Annotated in this window: 17 protein-coding genes; 1 reads left to right on the plus strand and 16 read right to left on the minus strand. The window is 32.3% G+C overall.

Annotated elements, in window-relative coordinates; all coding sequences use genetic code 11:
* Window positions 1–9: 9 nt before the first annotated feature.
* The 3 genes from HMPREF2576_RS02450 to hflX form a co-directional block, all read right to left on the minus strand.
* On the minus strand, window positions 10–375 hold the full coding sequence (locus tag HMPREF2576_RS02450) for a MerR family transcriptional regulator (RefSeq protein ID WP_001829488.1): 366 nt from the start codon (window positions 373–375) through the stop codon (window positions 10–12).
* Between the two features lie 480 nt (window positions 376–855).
* Window positions 856–2,094 (minus strand): methionine gamma-lyase family protein, encoded by a 1,239-nt coding sequence (locus HMPREF2576_RS02455; RefSeq protein ID WP_001829506.1) that lies wholly within the window; start codon window positions 2,092–2,094, stop codon window positions 856–858.
* A 15-nt stretch (window positions 2,095–2,109) separates the two neighbouring features.
* Window positions 2,110–3,351: a GTPase HflX gene (gene hflX / locus HMPREF2576_RS02460; protein ID WP_002456218.1), complete on the minus strand. Its 1,242-nt coding sequence runs from the start codon at window positions 3,349–3,351 to the stop codon at window positions 2,110–2,112.
* Between the two features lie 109 nt (window positions 3,352–3,460).
* On the opposite strand from hflX, the gene HMPREF2576_RS02465 reads away from it, so the two are divergent.
* Entirely contained in the window at window positions 3,461–3,937 is a 477-nt protein-coding gene (locus tag HMPREF2576_RS02465) for a glutathione peroxidase (RefSeq protein ID WP_001829502.1), read from the plus strand.
* A gap of 221 nt (window positions 3,938–4,158) precedes the next feature.
* On the opposite strand, the gene hfq is transcribed toward HMPREF2576_RS02465, so the two are convergent.
* The 13 genes from hfq to HMPREF2576_RS02530 form a co-directional block, all read right to left on the minus strand.
* Complete coding sequence (gene hfq / locus HMPREF2576_RS02470) at window positions 4,159–4,398, minus strand: RNA chaperone Hfq (protein WP_001829517.1); 240 nt, start codon at window positions 4,396–4,398, stop codon at window positions 4,159–4,161.
* Window positions 4,352–5,350, minus strand: coding sequence for a tRNA (adenosine(37)-N6)-dimethylallyltransferase MiaA (gene miaA, locus HMPREF2576_RS02475; RefSeq protein WP_002439583.1), 999 nt, complete (start codon window positions 5,348–5,350; stop codon window positions 4,352–4,354). The genes hfq and miaA overlap by 47 nt, the downstream gene beginning before the upstream one ends.
* A gap of 11 nt (window positions 5,351–5,361) precedes the next feature.
* Window positions 5,362–6,288: an alpha/beta hydrolase gene (locus HMPREF2576_RS02480; protein WP_002456557.1), complete on the minus strand. Its 927-nt coding sequence runs from the start codon at window positions 6,286–6,288 to the stop codon at window positions 5,362–5,364.
* 223 nt (window positions 6,289–6,511) lie between these two features.
* A complete protein-coding gene (locus HMPREF2576_RS02485) occupies window positions 6,512–8,185 on the minus strand; it encodes a glycerol-3-phosphate dehydrogenase/oxidase (protein ID WP_002439581.1) in 1,674 nt (557 codons plus the stop codon).
* A 176-nt stretch (window positions 8,186–8,361) separates the two neighbouring features.
* A complete protein-coding gene (glpK, locus tag HMPREF2576_RS02490; protein ID WP_002501856.1) occupies window positions 8,362–9,861 on the minus strand; it encodes a glycerol kinase GlpK in 1,500 nt (499 codons plus the stop codon).
* Window positions 9,862–10,014: 153 nt separating this feature from the next.
* A complete protein-coding gene (locus HMPREF2576_RS02495) occupies window positions 10,015–10,839 on the minus strand; it encodes an MIP/aquaporin family protein (RefSeq protein WP_001829504.1) in 825 nt (274 codons plus the stop codon).
* A gap of 373 nt (window positions 10,840–11,212) precedes the next feature.
* The gene (locus HMPREF2576_RS02500; protein ID WP_001829471.1) at window positions 11,213–11,746 is read right to left on the minus strand and encodes a glycerol-3-phosphate responsive antiterminator; all 534 of its coding nucleotides are present in this window, start codon (window positions 11,744–11,746) and stop codon (window positions 11,213–11,215) included.
* 13 nt (window positions 11,747–11,759) lie between these two features.
* A complete protein-coding gene (gene mutL / locus HMPREF2576_RS02505) occupies window positions 11,760–13,697 on the minus strand; it encodes a DNA mismatch repair endonuclease MutL (RefSeq protein ID WP_002501857.1) in 1,938 nt (645 codons plus the stop codon).
* Between the two features lie 14 nt (window positions 13,698–13,711).
* Window positions 13,712–16,333, minus strand: a complete 2,622-nt coding sequence (gene mutS, locus HMPREF2576_RS02510; RefSeq protein ID WP_001832553.1) for a DNA mismatch repair protein MutS — start codon at window positions 16,331–16,333, stop codon at window positions 13,712–13,714.
* Between the two features lie 197 nt (window positions 16,334–16,530).
* Window positions 16,531–17,025: an energy coupling factor transporter S component ThiW gene (thiW, locus tag HMPREF2576_RS02515; protein WP_001829480.1), complete on the minus strand. Its 495-nt coding sequence runs from the start codon at window positions 17,023–17,025 to the stop codon at window positions 16,531–16,533.
* 23 nt (window positions 17,026–17,048) lie between these two features.
* Entirely contained in the window at window positions 17,049–17,414 is a 366-nt protein-coding gene (locus HMPREF2576_RS02520) for a YlbF/YmcA family competence regulator (RefSeq protein ID WP_001829463.1), read from the minus strand.
* Window position 17,415: 1 nt separating this feature from the next.
* Window positions 17,416–18,960, minus strand: coding sequence for a tRNA (N6-isopentenyl adenosine(37)-C2)-methylthiotransferase MiaB (gene miaB, locus HMPREF2576_RS02525; RefSeq protein WP_002439565.1), 1,545 nt, complete (start codon window positions 18,958–18,960; stop codon window positions 17,416–17,418).
* Window positions 18,961–19,302: 342 nt separating this feature from the next.
* Window positions 19,303–19,593, minus strand: coding sequence for a thiamine-binding protein (locus HMPREF2576_RS02530; RefSeq protein ID WP_001829496.1), 291 nt, complete (start codon window positions 19,591–19,593; stop codon window positions 19,303–19,305).
* Between the last annotated feature and the right edge of the window lie 18 nt (window positions 19,594–19,611).

Below are 19,611 nucleotides of genomic sequence, written 5' to 3' on the forward strand. Positions count from 1 at the left end.
CCTCCAATTTCATTTAATAAATCGAGATAAATCGCCGCGATTTATTGGTAATGTTTCACTACGTGGTTTCTGCGTTGCGTCAACAATCATTCTCTTTCTTGTCTCTTGTTCATCAGTAGTTAAATGCCCTTGCTCATCGAATATAATTTGTTTAATACCTCTAATATTAAATCCCTTTTCGATAAGAGACTTTATTTCTAACAACCTCTCTAAATCGTTCATAGAAAATAATCTCTTATTTCCATCTGTTCTTTCAGGCATCACAAGTTCATGTGTTTCATAGTAACGAATTTGTCTTGGTGATAAATCTGTCAATTTACTAACCACACTCATAGAGAAAACGGCCATGTTTCGTCTGATTGAATCATTAGACATTACTTGAACCTCTCCTCTACTTTTGAACTTGTTATTAATTTAGCATAGTTTTACTTTAATTACAAAATTATGTAAGGTTTTCTGACATAAACTCTCTAAACCTTATTATATCAATGTTTAGTTATTAGTAATTAATTAAAATTAGAAATGAAAATGGCTTATAACACAAAAATTTTTAAAATTTTCAGACATTTTATAATGTTTGAAATAAAAAGAGATTGCTTTTCAAAGTATAACTAAGCTTAAAAACTTTTATCTTAGGCGTAACAACTCTAAGAATAAGGCTAGAACATGGTCCATTCTCTCTATACCTATTACTTTTGGGGAGTCGAAAATCTTATCTAAAACAAACTCCTTATAACATCGTTATCATTTATATCATATTTCCTTGATGTTTTAATGAATTATACGAGAATGCTTATATTCTATATCCTTATATTGAGCCTAATCTTTTATACTTTGATCTCAATCTCTTAAAAATTATAGTAAATTGTTTTCTTGCATATGTTGGACCGCACGTGTAACAGCTAATTTGACATGTTCATAAGTTAAACCACCTTGAACATATGCTTCATAAGGCGGACGTATAGGTCCGTCTGCGGATAATTCAATAGACGAGCCCTGAATAAATGTACCTGCAGCCATGATGACATCATCTTCGTATCCAGGCATATAGCTAGGTTCTGGACTAAAATGTGCGTTAATTGGTGAAGCGTGTTGTATACTTTGGCAAAATGAAATCATTTGCTCTTTGGTCTCAAATTGAACCGTTTGAATTAAGTCTGTACGATAAACATTATATTTAGGGGAGGTCTTCATGTTTATTTTTTCTAATAACAAACTAGTAAACAGTGCACCTTTTAAACTTTGGCTAACCACATGTGGCGCTAGAAAGAATCCTTGATACATTTCTTGTAAAGAATTAAGTGAGGCTCCTGCTTCCTTACCAATGCCTGGTGCTGTTAAACGATAACCACAGCGTTCAATTAAGTCTTGTCTACCAGCAATATATCCTCCAATTTTAGCTAAACCTCCACCTGGATTTTTAATTAATGATCCGGCGATTAAATCAGCACCTACTTCAATCGGTTCTTTATCTTCTACAAATTCTCCATAACAATTATCAACAAAAATAATGATATTGGGATAAACCTCTTTAATAGATGTTATTGCTTGTTCAATTTCATTAATTGTAATTGATGGACGTTGATCATATCCTTTTGATCGTTGAATTGCTACAACTTTTGTATTGTCATTAATTGCAGTGATGACTTTAGGAATATCAATTCGACCGTCACGTAATTCGACTTCATTATAGCGAACACCATATTCTTTAAGACTTTCAACACCATTGCCATTTATACCAATGACTTCTAGAAGTGTATCATATGGACTACCTGTAATATAAAGTAGTTCATCATTGTTTTTTAACGTACTTTGTAAAGCTAAAGTAATAGCATGAGTACCTGAAATAATTTGAGGTCTTACAAGTGCGTCATCTGCTTTAAATGTGTGCGCATAAATTTGTTCTAAATGGTCTCTCCCAAAATCATCATATCCATAACCCGTAGACCCCTGTAAATCACTTTCGCTAGCTTTAACATGGTGAAAAGCATTTAAGACCTTTTCCTGATTAAATAATGCACGCTTTTCAATTTTTCTAAAGTAAGGAATAAGTGTGTTTTCAACTTTTTCAACTAAATTGCTAAAATCTTGCATAATCTGTCTTCCTTTTTATAATTTTTTAAATCCTTTGATACGATAAGATGCTTGTGTTTCGTCAAATATTAATTCAGTAACAAGCGTGTGTTGTTTAAGAAAATATAATCTATCTGCATCAGCACTATCTACAATTTCTTCGTATGGGCTGAGACTATTTTTTATTTCTTGAATTACTAAATTTTTCACCTTTTGTTTATCATTTTCATCACGACTAGATACAAAAACATGCGCAGATTTAGATACAGGTACATCCATCTGTTCGTTACATAAGTCTTTTTTATTAAAAATAACTACTTGTGGAATATGGTCCATATCTAAATCATTAATAATTTGATTTACAGTGTCAATTTGAGTACGGTATTCCGAATGACTTGCATCGACGACATGCATAAGTACGTCTGCACCTTTAGCTTCTTCTAGTGTAGATTTAAACGCAGCCACCAATGTCGTTGGTAATTTCTGAATAAATCCTACCGTATCAGAAATAATTAAATTAAATCCTTCATTCACTTGTATTTGTCGTGTTTTGGGATCTAATGTTGCAAACAAAATATTTTTTTCATAGGTCTCCTCATTAGCTAAAACATTAAACCATGACGATTTTCCTGCATTTGTATAACCAACTAAAGCGATTTGAAAAACTTGATTTTGTTCACGTTTATTTCTATATCTTTCCCGATGATCCACGACCGTTTTTAATTGATGTTTAATCTCATTCATACGTGTTCTAATATGGCGACGATCCATTTCTAATTTTGTTTCACCTGGGCCTCTTGTTCCTATGCCACCACCAAGACGAGACAGGCTTTTACCATGACCATGTAGTCTTGGTAACAAATAATCGAGTTGTGCAAGTTCTACTTGTAGCTTTCCCTCTCTACTTCTCGCTCGCAACGCGAATATCTCTAAAATTAATTGGGTTCTATCGATGATTTTAATGCCCAAATTATCATTTAACGTTTTAGACTGTGCCGTCGTTAATTCATCGTTGGTTACGACAACATCTATATCATGGAATTCTATGAAAGATTTTATTTCATCGATTTTTCCTTTTCCAACATAATATTTATGGTCAAATTGCTCTCTATTTTGAGTGATTTGTCCTTTAACATTAAGTTGGCAAGTTTGTGATAAAGCATCGAGCTCTTCCATAGTAGATTCAAAATTAAATTGACGATCCGTTTGAGCATGTACACCGATTAATACAGCAGTTTCTCGTTTATTTTTTGTTTTATAAGTCGCATGCTGTGTCACGTTATACATCTCCTTTTAAAAGTTACTCAAGACATTTTATCATAGAGTGTGAACAAAGACTAACTACACAAATTGTGTTAAATTAGATGTATATCGAAAGGGTGATAAAATGGAAAGTATTTATGATTTTGTTGTACAAAAAAACAATGGTGAAAGTTATAAATTAGAGCAGTATAAGGGTGACGTTATGCTTATTGTCAACACTGCTAGCGAATGTGGTTTTACACCTCAATTCGAAGGTTTACAGAAGTTATATGATGAGTATAAGGATCAAAGATTTATTATTTTAGGATTTCCATGTAACCAATTTGGCGGTCAAGAACCAGGATCGGGAGAAGAAGCTGCTCAAAATTGCAAAATTAACTATGGTGTGACTTTCCCTATTCATGAAAAAGTTGATGTTAAAGGTGATAATCAACATCCATTATTTCACTTTTTAACAAACGCTGCTAAAGGTATGATAAACGAAAAAATCAAATGGAATTTCACTAAATTCCTAATCGACCGTGAAGGTAATGTGATTAAACGTTTCTCCCCTCAAAAGAAACCGGAACAAATTAAGACTGAAATTGAAAAATTACTATAATAAATTTTAACAAGAAAATGCTTCATCTAATGTTTTTGAACTGAATTAATGAATTCAATATTTACATTAGATGAAGCATTTTTTATTACAAACATTCCTTGGTTTGTGTTAAAGTGCTACGTTTAAAACATGTGCTTCAATATTTAATAACATTCTTAAATAAGTCGAAATCTGACTTCTATTGAGGTGATGCATTATGAATGCACTTTGATTACAACTTTTTATTCTTCACTATTCACTTCAGTTGCTTCAGACGATTCATTATCTACAGTGAAAGTGCTGATCGCATGTTTGTAAATCAGATGTTGCTTACCCTGAGAATTTAAACTTACAACATATTTGTCATAATTTTCAACGACACCTTTCATTTGAAAGCCATTTAAAAAGAAAATTGTGACTTCAGTTTTTTCCGATTTAAAGTTCTCTAGTGCTTGGTCTTGGATGTTTTCGTTTGCAATCATGGTTAGAACTCCTTTTATTTATTTGGGTTGTAATCTCATCTAACATCATTTGAAGTGACATCCTTTCTTTATTTAACCAATGAACATTCATTTTATTTTTAAACCAAGTCAACTGTCTTTTAGCATATTGTCGAGAATGCTGTTTTAATTTCTCTACAGCATTTTCCATGCTTATATTTCCCTTAATAACGGGTACAAGCTCTTTATACCCAATGGCTTGCATACTTTGACTCGCTTCAAAACCTTGTTCAACGAGATGTTGCACTTCATTAAATAATCCGTGGCCCAACATAATATCAACACGTTTATTTATTCTTAAATATAATGTTTCACGCGACATTTCAATCCCTATTAATAATGTATCATAATTTTCAGTAAATTGTTGCACTTTCTTGCGAGAACTTAAAAGTTTTTTTGTTTTCAAATAATATTCTATTGCTCGCAACACTCTTTTTCTGTTATTAGGATGTATATCCTTGGCTGATTCTTTGTCGAATGAAGCTAAATATTCGTGGAGCTTATTATTATTTAGATGCTCAAGTTCTTTTAACTTTAATTTAACTTGTTTCATTTTATCTTCAGATATGGATTCATCTTCAAAAGCATAGTTGTATAAGAGAGATTGTATATATAGTCCTGTTCCTCCTGCTATAATAGGCACCTTGCCTCTTCTAGTAATATCTTTAATATATTTTTCTGCCCTTTTTTTAAATTCATATGCAGAAAAGGAAGCATCTGGAGGCAAAATATCTATCATATAATGTGGTATACCTTCCATTTCTTCAGTTGTAACTTTTGCTGTACCAATATCCATTCCTTGATAGACCTGCATTGAATCTCCGCTAATAATTTCTCCATTAAATTTTTTAGCAACTTCAATACTTAACTCAGTTTTACCTGAAGCAGTTGGACCTACAATAACGATTAAAAAAGGCTTTGTCATTTCAGTCATTTAAGATTCACTCACTTTTGTTTTTTCAAAATTTGCTTTTCCATCCATTCAAACATGTGTTGCCATGTTTTCAAATAATCTTCTTCAAATAATATTTCATGACGCTTATGTTTATATAGTTGTACTGTTATATGTTTAATACCTGCTCTTTTATATAATCTAGCTAAATGCTTTATACCTTTACCATATTCACCAAAAGGATCATCTTTCCCAGAAATAAATAGTATAGGTAGTTCTTTGTCCATTCTTTTTAGTTGTTGTCGTTCTACTGTCTTCATCATGGTCTTTAAAGTTTGATAAATGAGCTGATTAGATACTTTGAATCCACAAAATTCATCTTCCACAAATTTATCAACTTCATCCTGACGTGTAGAAATCCAATCACTATCTGTTCGAGGTTGAGTGATTTTTTTATTGAAAGTTTTATTCAATAATTGATTCACCCACTTGAGTCGACGTCGTTTCCCAAAAATAAATGTAACTAACTTCATTGCTAAACGTATTGGTACACCTTTCCACTTGGGGAACATACCTGTTCCTGTAAGAATTAAACCTTGAGCAATGTCAGGATACTTTTCAACAAATGATCTAGCAATAATGGAGCCCATTGAATGACCTATGATAATATAGGGTACATTGAGCTCTTCAAGATATAATGTCTCAATAATTTCATAAGCATCATCTACAATTTGATTCATGCTATTAAAATGACCACGTTCATTCTCATCTATTTCTTTACCATGTCCACGGTGATTATGTCTAACAACGTCATAACCTTGTGTATTTAAAGCCTCAACTAACTCTTGATAACGGTCCATATGTTCAGCCATGCCATGGAAAAGATGAACAATACCAATAGTACTCTTTTTTGCTTTATCAATTTTCACCTCTAACATTGTTCCATCTTCAACTGTTATTTTAAAATGACTTTGACTCACAACATCTGCCCCTATTCCTTTTTTTATTTGTTATGTCATTTATAGTACATCTACCTATATCATATTTAATATACCGTGTGTGAGATATCATATCAAATCGTACGCATATTGAGTTTATATAAGCTTATAGCATTAAAATAAAAAACTACTTGTAGATAAAAAGATCTATTCCATCTACAAGTAGTTTATTATAATCTATTAGATATTCAATCAATAGGAATGATTAAGCTTTAGTTGCAGGTTGATCATTACCTGTACGTGCCTCATCAATCGCAACTTCTACTTCTTCAGTATAAGCTTCTTTTTGAGTTTCACTATAATTAAGCATATCCGCCATAACATCTATCACAGCATTTTTATAATCTAACACATCTTGAATATTAAAGTATAATTTGCCAGAACGACGTACTAAGAAGTCAGTTGGTTTGTAAACCATTTCTTGTTGAATACTATAAACTAATTCAACATAAATTTCTAATGGTAATTTACTATCATGATATGGTGCCGTTTGAGCAATATTAAATAGTTGATCAACATTTGAACCATATTTACTTGCTAAGCGACGTGCCACATCTTCATCAATTCCAAATCCTTTAGCTGCATCAACTTTTTGTTCAACAAAGTGTTCAAAGTTTTTGCTTCCGCCAACGTCACCACCGGAAATTTTTAGATTTTTTGTGGCACATGATTCAAATTTCAATCCGTATTCTTGTTTTAAACGTTTAGCTAATAAATCAACAATTTCTAGTGCCATATGACGATAACCAGTTAATTTACCGCCTGCTATAGTTAATAATCCAGATTCACCTTCCCAAACTTCATCTTTACGTGAGATTTCAGAAGGATCTTTACCTTTTTCAAGAATTAGCGGACGAATACCAGCCCATGTTGATTCAATATCTTCATCTTTAACATTAACTGTTGGGAACATATAGTTAATTGCATTAATTAAGTAGTCTCTATCTTCTTGTGTTGTTAAAGGTGTTGCTTTTTCATTATCATAAAACGTGTCAGTTGTTCCTACATAAGCTTTTCCTTCACGTGGAATCGCAAAAATCATGCGTCCGTCTTTTTCGGTATCAAAGTAAACTGCTTGACCTAATGGGAATTTAGATTGATCTATAACAACGTGTACACCTTTAGTTAATCTTAATTGCTTATTGTTACGTGCATAATCGCCACTTCTCACTTCATCAACCCAAGGACCAGAAGCATTAATAACTTTTTTAGCTTTAATCGCATACGTTTCGCCATCAATCATATCCAATACTTCAATACCATTTACTTTCTTATTGGAATCATAAGTGAAGTGTTCTGATTTTGTATAATTAAGGATTTCTGCTCCATTTTCAGCAGCTTTTTTCATAACTTCAATAGTTAAACGCGCATCATCAGTACGGTATTCTACATAGTAGCCACCGCCTTTTAATCCATCACGTTTAACTAAAGGTTCTTTATTTAACGTTTCTTGCTTAGATAACATTTTTTTACGTTCGGATTTTTTGACACCAGCTAGACGATCGTACATAGCTAGTCCAATAGAAGTTGAGAATTTACCAAATGTACCACCTTTATGCATAGGTAAAAGCATCCATTCTGGTGTTGTCACATGTGGACCATTTTCATAAACAATAGCACGTTCTTTACCTGTTTCTGCAACTACCCCTACTTGCAGTTGTTTTAAATATCTTAAACCACCGTGTACAAGTTTAGTTGAGCGTGAACTTGTACCTTGTGCAAAGTCTTGCATCTCTACTAAAGCTACCTTCATCCCACGATTACTTGCATCTAAAGCAATACCTGCACCTGTAATACCGCCACCTACGATAACAACATCGTATTCAGTGTCTCTTAAATTCTTTTTAATATGATCCCTTTTCAATGTAGATAATGACATTATCTAAACGCCTCCTAGTTATAAATAAAAAACGAGAAATTTATCCCCACAATAACATTAAATTGTTTTGTACGAACAAATCTCTCGTTTCTCGATTTTCTTATTAACTTATCTAGATTATAACACAGTTAAGAAAATCAAGTCCATTTAAAGATTTAAAAAGTCTAATACATAGCTTAATCTTCTAATTTAAATACTTGAGTCGCCTTAACAGCTTTTTTCCAACCACTATAAAGTTTATGACGTTGATCTTCATCCATTTCTGGTTTGAACTCAGTTTGAAGTTTCCAACGTTCACGGATATCCTCTTTATCATCCCAGAATCCAACAGCTAATCCAGCTAAATATGCAGCACCAAGTGCTGTTGTTTCTTGGATTTCAGGTCTTTCAACAGATGAATTTACGATATCTGCTTGGAACTGCATAATGAAGTTATTTTTTACAGCACCACCATCAACGCGTAAATTTTGAACTTCAATACCTGAGTCCTTAGACATAGCTTCCATAACATCTCTTGTTTGATAGCACAAAGATTCTAATGTAGCACGAATGAAATGTTCTTTTTCCGTACCACGAGATAATCCGAAAATAGCACCTCTTGCTTCTGAATCCCAATAAGGTGTACCTAAACCAACAAATGCTGGAACCATATAAACACCCTCAGTTGACTCTACTCTTGAAGCATAGTTTTCGGTTTGTGGCGCAGAATTAATCATTCTCAAACCATCTCGTAGCCATTGGATAGCAGAACCAGATACGAAAATTGAACCTTCAAGTGCATAATTAACTTTTCCATCTAAACCGTATGCAATGGTTGTTAACAAGCCACTTTCTGACTTAACTGCTTCTTCACCAGTATTCATTAGCATAAATCCACCTGTGCCGTATGTATTTTTTACATCACCACGGTCAAAACATGCTTGACCAAATAATGCTGCTTGTTGGTCACCGGCAATACCAGCAATAGGTACTTCTTGACCAAAGAAGTGATAGTCGATAGTTTTCCCGTAAATTTCACTTGATTCTTTAACTTCAGGTAACATTTGTTTAGGAATATTTAAAAGTTCTAACAACTCATCATCCCATTTTAGGTCATAAATATTAAACATTAATGTACGACTTGCATTAGTGTAATCTGTAATATGAGCAGTACGTCCTGACAATTTCCATACTAACCATGAATCGATTGTTCCGAAGAGTAAATCACCATTTTCAGCTTTTTCTCTAGCACCTTCAACATGATCAAGAATCCATTTTACTTTAGTTCCCGCAAAGTACGGGTCTAAAAGTAAACCTGTTTTTTCTCTAAATGTTTCTTCATAACCCTGTTCCTTTAAATTTGTACAAATATCTTGTGTCTGACGTGATTGCCAAACGATAGCGTGATAGATTGGACGACCTGTATTTTTATCCCATACAACTGTCGTTTCACGTTGGTTTGTAATACCAATACCTTCAATTTGATTTGCATTAATATTGTTTTCATTAAGTAACTCAGCCATAACTGATAGAACAGATGTCCATATTTCATTAGCATCATGTTCTACCCAGCCTGGATATGGAAAGTGTTGTTTAAATTCTCTTTGAGAAACACCTTTAATTTCTCCTTCTTTATTAAAAAGTATCGCACGTGAACTCGTAGTTCCTTGATCAATTGATAAAATATATTTTTCCATAGGTATATGACTCCTTCAAAAGTGAATAATGAATTCAATATCTAAACAATTATACATTCTAAAATGATAATTAAATAGACTTTTCGATGTGATTGTTCAACACTCATGAACATATCACGTTAATCATACGGTTATATATACGAATGCCATATGTTAATAAATTGATTCAATATCGTTGTTTTTATTTTGAGATATCTTATTTAGTATCACGCCAAGTATAAGTGTGAATATAAGTACAATTAAACCAATGAAACAACTAAAATTGAATGTTTGTTTATAAAACACTTCGTAAACAATCGCACCTAACATACCACCTGCCATGGGTCCCAGAACGGGTACAATTGCGTAAGACCAGTTAGATTTACCTTTACCATGAATTGGCAAAATAGCATGTGCAATACGTGGTGCTAGGTCACGGGCTGGATTAATAGCGTAACCAGTAGTACCTCCTAAGCTTAAACCAATTGCTATGATAAGACTACCAACAATAATTGGATTTAAACCATCAGCAATTTTATTAACCCCGATAAATAAAATTCCTAATGTTAAAGCCATAGTCCCGATAATCTCACTTAAAAAGTTAGCAAAATAATTTTTAATGGCTGGTGCTGTTGAAAATACACCTAATTTGACTGCTGGATCTTCTGTAACTTTCCAGTGTGGTAAATACATTAACCATACAAAAACTCCACCAACAATACCGCCAAGCATTTGACAAACAATATAGCCCGGTACTTGCGCCCAGCTAAATCCACCATCCATGGCTAAAGCAACTGTTACAGCTGGATTTAAATGTGCACCAGAAAACGTTCCAACAGCATAAACGCCCATTGTTACTGCCAAACCCCAACCAAATGCAATAACAATCCAATCTGCACCGTTACCAGCACTTCTCTTTAAGTTAACGTTTGCACAAACGCCACCACCAAAAAGAATAAGGATTGCAGTACCTAAAAATTCTGCTAAATAAGCATTCATATACATTCCTCCCAAAAAACAGGGAGACCCCTACGTCAAATATATTACTTGTAGAAATCTCCTCGTCTCTCTTCTAATATTAACTTTTTAACTTGTTATAAGTTTACTATTACGTTGTAAGCGTTGTCAACAATTTTGTAAAAAAATTGTCATATTTGATTAAAGTTTTTATTGATATAGTGTGCATTTATTTTTGATGCACTAAATAAAAGGTTTAACAATTCTTTTAAAAGTGCATTCTTCTTTTTTATTCATAAAAAAAGAATGCACTTTAAGTTATTAATCTTTCGGTATTCAAATTCACTCGTCCTATGAAAAAGTGATAATACCTTGATTAACAAACTTAAATACATTCTTATTAACAGTATACAAATTACCAAAGTTTCTCGTAACTTGTAGTGACGTACTTAGCGCCATTGGAAATTGCTTCTCTAATTTCCGATTGTTCATCGATAAGACCACCAGCTATTACTGACGCTGATGTTTCTTGTTGAATTTTACTCACTGCTTTACTTGCAACACCAGGTAAAACTTCAACATAGTCAGGCTCTACTTTTTTAATGAGTTCAATACTTCTTGTTAATGCTTGACTATCTATGATAAACACTCTAAATATCGTCAAAGTATTTAACATTTTAGCTTTTTTGATGACCTTAGCTTTTGTAGAAACAATACCTTTAGGTTTATATTGTTGAATAATGTACTCACAAGCAAATTCATCATGACTGAGTCCTTTGATTAAATCGATATGTACATAACATTCAATCGAATGACTTTTAAGTAACTCCATAATGCTTTTCAAATGACCTATATGCATATCTAACACAACACATGCTTTGTAGTCTGTTTTAATTAACTTTTCTAAATCTCTCATATTTCTAATAGCTGGCAAAATATTCTCTTTCATAATTAAAACTCCTCTACATTACTCTTTTAAATAACTTTTCTAATTCATAATTTGAAAAATTGATAATAATCGGTCTACCATGAGGACAAGTAAAAGGATCTTCTGCTTCTCTTAGTTGATCAATTAAATCTGCCATTTCATTATTTTTTAAATAGTGATTAGCCTTAATTGATTTCTTACAAGACATCATGATTGCTGCATCTTCTCTTATTTTCTTCACATCAACACTTTTGTGTTTTAAGACAAGTTCAATCATATCTTTAATAATTTCTTCCGCTTCTTCTTTCGGAAACCATACTGGATAGCTATTTACAATATAATCATGCCCACCAAAATGTTCAAGATGTACTCCTACATTATCTAATTCATCTTTGTACTGATCAATAATCATTTGTTCATCTTTAGAGAAATGGAAAGTAAGTGGTATTAATAAGTTTTGCACTTCATTGGTCACTTCGCCAATTTTTTCTCTAAAATATTCATATTTAATTCTTTCCTGAGCAGCATGTTGGTCAATCATAAACATTCCATTTTCATTTTGTGCAATGATATACGTACCGTGTACTTGACCTACAATTTCCATATAAGGCACCCTACGATGAGGTGTCTGACTCACTGTTCCTTTAATATCATTTGATTGCTGATTTAATATCTCATATTCGTTAGATGTGTTTTGTTCCATATCAAACAATACTTCTTTTTGACTTTGTAAGTAACTATCATCAATGTGATTGTGTAATTCATTAGAAACTTCCGTACTTTCATTATTTGTCGATGAGGTTGAATCTAAATTATTCTTATGCGACTCTACATCATGATTCTTATCTTTTTGATCATGTACATATGGTGCAGATGTTTCTCCAATTTGTGATTGTTGCTTCTCGAAATTAATCTTTTGTTGTTCAAATGTTTCTAAAACCTTATTCTTTTTGGGCGCGTGATTTAAATCGTTTTGTGGGATGAGGATTTTGTCTTTAAAAGCCTCTCTGATTTTGGTTACGATAAGATCATAAAGTTGATCTTCTTTAGAAAGTCTCACCTCTAATTTTGTTGGATGAACATTTACATCAACCAAAATAGGATCCATTTGGATATTAATGTAACATATAGGAAATCTTCCTATTGTAAGCAATGTGTGATATCCCTCTAAAATTGCTTTATTGAGTACAAAGTTTTTGATGTATCTACCATTGATGAAAATAGAAATGTAATGTTTATTACTTCTAGAATGCTCAGGTTTAGCTACAAACCCTTCAAGATGATAATCACTAGTATCACCCGAAATATGCACTAAATCCTTTGCTACTTTCATTCCATAAATTTCAGCCATTACTTCATTTGTTCTTCCTGAGCCATTCGTACTTAAAAGTTTTTTACCATCTGAAACTAAAGAAATTCTAATTTCGGGATGACTCATCGCCATTCTATTTACAATGTCCGTAATTTTACCCAGTTCGGTATACAAACTTTTTATATATTTTAATCGAGCAGGTGTATTGTAGAATAATGAATCCACTTGTATATCTGTACCCTTTTTAGCTTTTGCAGGTTTTTGATGAATAATTTTACCATCTTCAGCATATATTTCATGTCCATTTTCATTATCAGTACAGGTCTTTAATGTCACCTTTGCTACTGATGAAATACTAGCTAAAGCTTCTCCCCTAAAACCTAAAGTACGAATATGGAACAAATCATCATCTGCGACTATTTTACTCGTTGCGTGTCTATGAAATACTAACCCTAAATCTTCCTGAGCAATACCAGTGCCATTATCTACAACCCTTATTGATGAAACTCCAGACTGTTCAACTTCAATATTAATTTCTGTCGCTTGTGCATCAATTGCATTTTCTAAGAGCTCTTTAACTACGGAACTTGGTCTTTCAACCACTTCACCCGCAGCTATTTTATTAGCTAGAGACGTCTCAAGTTCTTTTATTTTCCCCATCGTTTACACCTCTTCTACTTTAATTGACTTTGTAATTCATTCAGCTTGATTAAGGCTTCCAATGGTGTCATATTGGATAGATTCAATTCTCGAATTTGACATTCAACTTCACTTTGTTGATTGTAACCATCAAATAAATCAAAGGTCGCTTGCTCATAATTATGATTTGATGTATGTGTTTCTATAACTGATTGCTCTTCTTCTGTTCGACCAAAATCGTTATACGACGGAACCGTTTGTTGATCGTCAGTATTCTCATGAGAGAGTTGATACGAAGGTTTTTGCTCAAATGCATTTAATATAACTTGCGCTCTATCAATGACTTCATTAGGTAAATCCGCTAATTTTGCCACTTGAATACCATAGCTATCATCCACAGCGCCATCTTTGACTTTATGCAAAAATATCAGTTCACCTTGATACTCGTTTGCAGCAACATGTACATTTTTTAAACACTTAAGCATTTGATCAAGTGATGTCAATTCATGATAATGTGTTGAGAAAAGTGTCTTAGCATGGGAAGTTTGAGCAACATATTCAATCATCGCTTGCGCTAACGCAAGACCATCATAAGTAGATGTACCTCTTCCTATTTCGTCAAAGATAATTAAACTATTTTCAGTAGCATAAGTTAAAGCTTTTTGAGCTTCTAACATTTCTACCATAAATGTACTTTTACCTGATACAAGGTCATCTGCTGCACCAATCCTAGTAAAAATTTGATCAAATATAGGTAATGTTGCTGAATCACATGGTACATATGCTCCCATTTGAGCCATGATACTTATTATAGCAACTTGTCTCATATATGTTGACTTACCTGACATATTAGGTCCCGTAATGAGATAAATAAACGTTTCATCATCAAGATGGCAATCATTAGGTACATAATCATTATAATCCATCACTCTCTCAACAACAGGATGTCTTGAGTTTTCTAAATGTAAAACTTTATCATCACTAAATGTAGGTTTGACATAATTATATTTTTGAGCAATTTCAGCAAAACTTTGTAAACAATCAAGTTCTGAAATGATTTTCGCTTGCTTTTGTAAACGTTCAGTGTACGTTTTAATGTGTTCTCGTAATTTAACAAATAATTCATATTCTAACTCTACTGCTTTATCTTCAGCACCAAGTATTATATCTTCTTTTTCTTTTAATTCATCCGTAATAAATCGTTCAGCATTAGATAATGTTTGTTTTCGATTATAGCCAAACGCTTCAGGTTGAAAATTATTTAAGTTTGCACGTGTAATTTCAATAAAATAACCAAACACTTTATTAAAACTAATTTTCAATGACTTAATACCTGTACGTTCACGTTCCTTAGCTTGTAATTCTGCAAGCCAAGTTTTACCATTTTTTGAAGCTTCTAAATATTCATCAAGTTGCGCGTTGAAGCCATTTTTAAATAATCCTCCATCTTTGATGGAAATAGGTGGTTCTTCAACTAAACTTTCTTCTAAAATTTGTAACAAGTCATCTAAAGGTTCTAATTCTTTAAATTGCGTGGTAGTTTGTGCACCCAATTCATTGAGTAATGCTTTAATGTGAGGTATTTCGGATATAGAATGCTTAAGTTGTATTAAATCTCTTGCATTTACGTTTCCATAACTCACTCTTCCTACTAGTCGTTCTATGTCATACACTTGATTTAAATGATTACGTAATGTATCTCTTTCAATAAAACGGTCCATAAACTCTTCAACAATATTTAATCTGTCGTTGATTTGTTGTTTATTAATTAATGGACGATCAATCCACTGCTTTAAACGTCTAGCACCCATCGGTGTTTTTGTCTCATCCATTAACCATAACAAAGTCCCTTTTTTTGATTTTAATCGTATGCTCTCTGTCAGCTCTAAATTTCGCTTCGCATAATAATCCATCTTCATATAATCAACTGCAGCATATTCAATTACTTCCTCAATATGAGATAAATCTCGCTTTTGTGTGTGATGAATGTAATCTAACAATAATTGAGTTGTGTCATGCATTAACTGATGTGTCAACTGATTCATATCATAATCTTCATCAGATATATCTTCGCGAACAGTAATCGTCTCAGTTATCATGTTGATTTGTCTTTTTAATTCTTCAGATAGAGCTTGCTTTATGACGATTTCATTGGGATTAATTGTTGTAATCTCATTAAGCAAGGTTGCTGTATCTTTGAAATGAGTTACTTTGAGTTCGCCTGTAGAAACATCACAATAGCATAATCCAAATTCTTCATTTTCGATAAAACTTAAAATATAATTATTTTTCTTTTCATCCATACCATTTTGATCCATAACAGTTCCTGGTGTGATGATTCTTACAACTTCTCTTCTAACCATTCCTTTTGTTTGCTTTGGATCTTCCATTTGTTCACATATAGCGACCTTATACCCATTATTAATCAATGTTTCAATGTAATTATCAGCAGAATGATATGGTACGCCACACATCGGAATAGGATTTTCTTTTTTAGCATCTCTTTTCGTCAATGTTATTTCAAGTACTCTTGATGCTTCTTTAGCATCATCAAAGAACATTTCATAGAAATCTCCGAGTCTAAAAAATAGCAAACAATCATCATATTCAGATTTTATCTTTAAATATTGTTGCATCATTGGTGTAATGTTAGCCATTTCTATTTTCACAACCCTTATTCTTATATCTTTATTTATATTATATGTATAAATTTATGGTTTTTAACTCATTCATTTTAACATATATGTTTTTGAAACGCTTTTGTGTAATAGATACAAAAAGTACGCTTTCATATGAACAGATATCAACATTTCACTTATAATCCCCTATTCATCAAGCGTACTTCAAATAAATATTAATTTTTGTTAAATCTATCTAGTAAACCTCTTCTTTTCAAAATAATAAGCAATATATAACTAATTAAAGCCCCAATAAAACTTGATACTATGAACATAAGCATTAATGGTTTAATAAAGAAATCTTGAAGTCCTAAAAACCATGCTAAAGGTATACACATTAAACTACCAATAACACCAGTCCCTAATACTTCACCAACTGAAGCCATAAAAATATGCTTCCTATACATATAAAACAGACTGGAAAGTAAGACACCTATCATACTTCCTGGAAAAGCAAATGCGCTTCCAGTTCCAAATGAAATTCGTAGTACAGAAGAAATAAAAGCTTGCGCTAAACCATACCATGGTCCAACAAATACAGCACATAATACATTTACAAAATGTTGAACGGGTGCGGCTTTAATTGGACCTAAAGGAATGACAATTAAACTACTTAACACGACATTAATAGCTATTAAGAATGCTGTGATGGTCAACTTTCTAATATTCATTGTACTTAACTCCTCTAAAATAATTATTCATTGTGTTCTTTTTTATTATATTCATTGAGTCTATCTTCCATTGTTTTGACCATCATTTGTAGTAAATCATTCGCCTCATATTGTGCTGAACGAAATTCTTCAACAATAGGTAATTCATTAATTTCATCTTTTAGATTCTGAATTTTAACTTCAGATTGCTCGAGTGCATTTTGTTTTCCATAATTTTGAAAATTAACCGATTGTTTTTGTTGCGCTTTCAAACGATTCATCTTTTGTTTTATTGCTTGATTATTATGAATTTGTTTTTCTACATTATGATAATCTTGAACAACTTCTAGTTTTCCAATTTTCTCTGCTAAACTTTCGACTTTTCGTATGATTTCTTTTTCACTATACATATTATTGTGTCACCATTGAACGTTGATGTTCTTGTATAAATGTTCCATTTAAAGAATATTGTTTTGCCTCGTCAATTTTGACATCAACGAGTTTACCAATGCTCTCTCTTGGTCCTTTAAAATTCACAAGTTTATTTTTATCAGTATAGCCTGCTAGAACATTCTCATCTTTTTTACTAGAACCTTCACATAATACCGTAACAATCTTACCTTCATACTGACTCATTGCTTGTTGAGAATATATTCCAACCTTCTTATTAAGCCTTTGCAAACGTTCTTTTTTCACTTCTAAAGGTACGTTATCCTTCATTTTAGCTGCTGGTGTTCCATCTCTTTGTGAATATAAATATGTGTATGCATGCTCAAATTGAACGTCATCATATAATGATAATGTTTCTTCAAATTGTTCTTCAGTTTCATTTGGATAACCTACTATGATATCAGTAGTTAGAGCTACGTTAGGGATAGCTTCCTTTATTCTTGAAACTAAATCAAGATAACTCTCTCTTGTATATTTACGCCCCATTATCTTTAATACTTGGTTATTACCTGATTGTACCGGCAAATGGATATGCGGTACTATGTTCCCACCTTTAGCTATAACTTCAATCATTCGATCTGTAAAGTCCCAAGGATGACTTGTTGTAAAACGAACACGAGGTATATCAATTTTAGAAATATCTTCCAATAAGTCACCTAATTCATAATCCAGACCTTCGATATCTTTACCATATGAATTTACATTTTGACCTAATAAGGTAATTTCTTGATAACCTTCTCTTGCTAATTCTCTAACCTCATCAATGATGTCCTCTGGACGACGACTACGTTCTTTTCCTCTAGTAAATGGAACAATACAATAAGTACAAAACTTATCGCAACCATACATAATATTAACCCAAGCTTTAATGTGACCGTCACGCACTTTAGGTAAATTTTCGATGATGTCTCCCTCTTTAGACCATACTTCAACTACCATCGCTTTAGATAAATATGCCTCTTCTAAAATCTCAGGTAAATGATGAATGTTGTGTGTCCCAAAAACCATATCTACATTTTGATAAGATTTTAATATTTTATTTACGACTGATTCTTCTTGAGACATGCAACCACACACCCCAATTAAACAATCTGGGCGTTCTTTTTTTAAATGTTTTAAATTTCCTATTTCACTAAAGACTTTATTTTCAGCATTTTCTCTAATGGCGCATGTATTAATTAAAATCACATCCGCTTCATTAATATCCGAAGTAGCACTATATCCTAATGCATTTAATATTCCTGCCATAACTTCAGTGTCATGTGCATTCATTTGACATCCATATGTTTTAATTAAAAAAGTGCGACCTTTACCCATACCTTTGTATTTTTCATCTATATGAAAATCTCTGTTATATTGAACTTCTTGTTTTCCTCTTTTTTTAGCTTCTTTTAAGCTAGGTGGCTGATACACTTGTTCAAAGTATTTACTATAATCTTTCTCAGCTTTACGATCACGTTCAGCTAGAATATTTATCGTTCCAGCCTTTCTTTGCTCTTCATTCACTTTGAAAATCCTTTCTATATGCCCATAATCATTATTTCATTATATTAAATTTATAGTCAAAGTGCAAAAAGACATGTATATGATGTTACATCTATCTTTGATAATTAACTTATTAGCCTTTTATTACTGTAATTAATGTAAATCATATCTAAATGTTTATTTAGACACCATTTATTTATAATAAATCAGTTGATAAAAGTCTTTTATATCATATTTTCAGTGTGATAATGTATGGCGTCTATAGCATACCAATATTTTCATACAAAATTTTAAGAGCCTTAAACACTATGGCATGTTAGGCTCTTAAATAAATAAGATAAGAAATATTATTCTAATTTAAACTTAGTCGTATTTTCCTGTAAGCGTCTCAATTTCTATTCCTTCAGGTACGTGATAAAACTTAACTTGACTAATAATACTTGGACATTCTAATTCAACCATTCTATCATTTAATTTTTGAATTAAAATAAGACATTCACTCATTTCACCTTGAACTGTTGTTTCTAACGGTCCCACTCTAAAATGCAAACCTGAATCATCAATAATTTTAATTGCCTCATCAACATATGGAATAACATCGTTGTTGTTCGGTGTTTTTGGAATAATTTGAATACTCATTAATGTATCTTGCATGCTTCATCTCTCCAATTA

Source organism: Staphylococcus sp. HMSC063F05 (assembly GCF_001837075.1).
GTDB classification, from domain to species: domain Bacteria; phylum Bacillota; class Bacilli; order Staphylococcales; family Staphylococcaceae; genus Staphylococcus; species Staphylococcus epidermidis.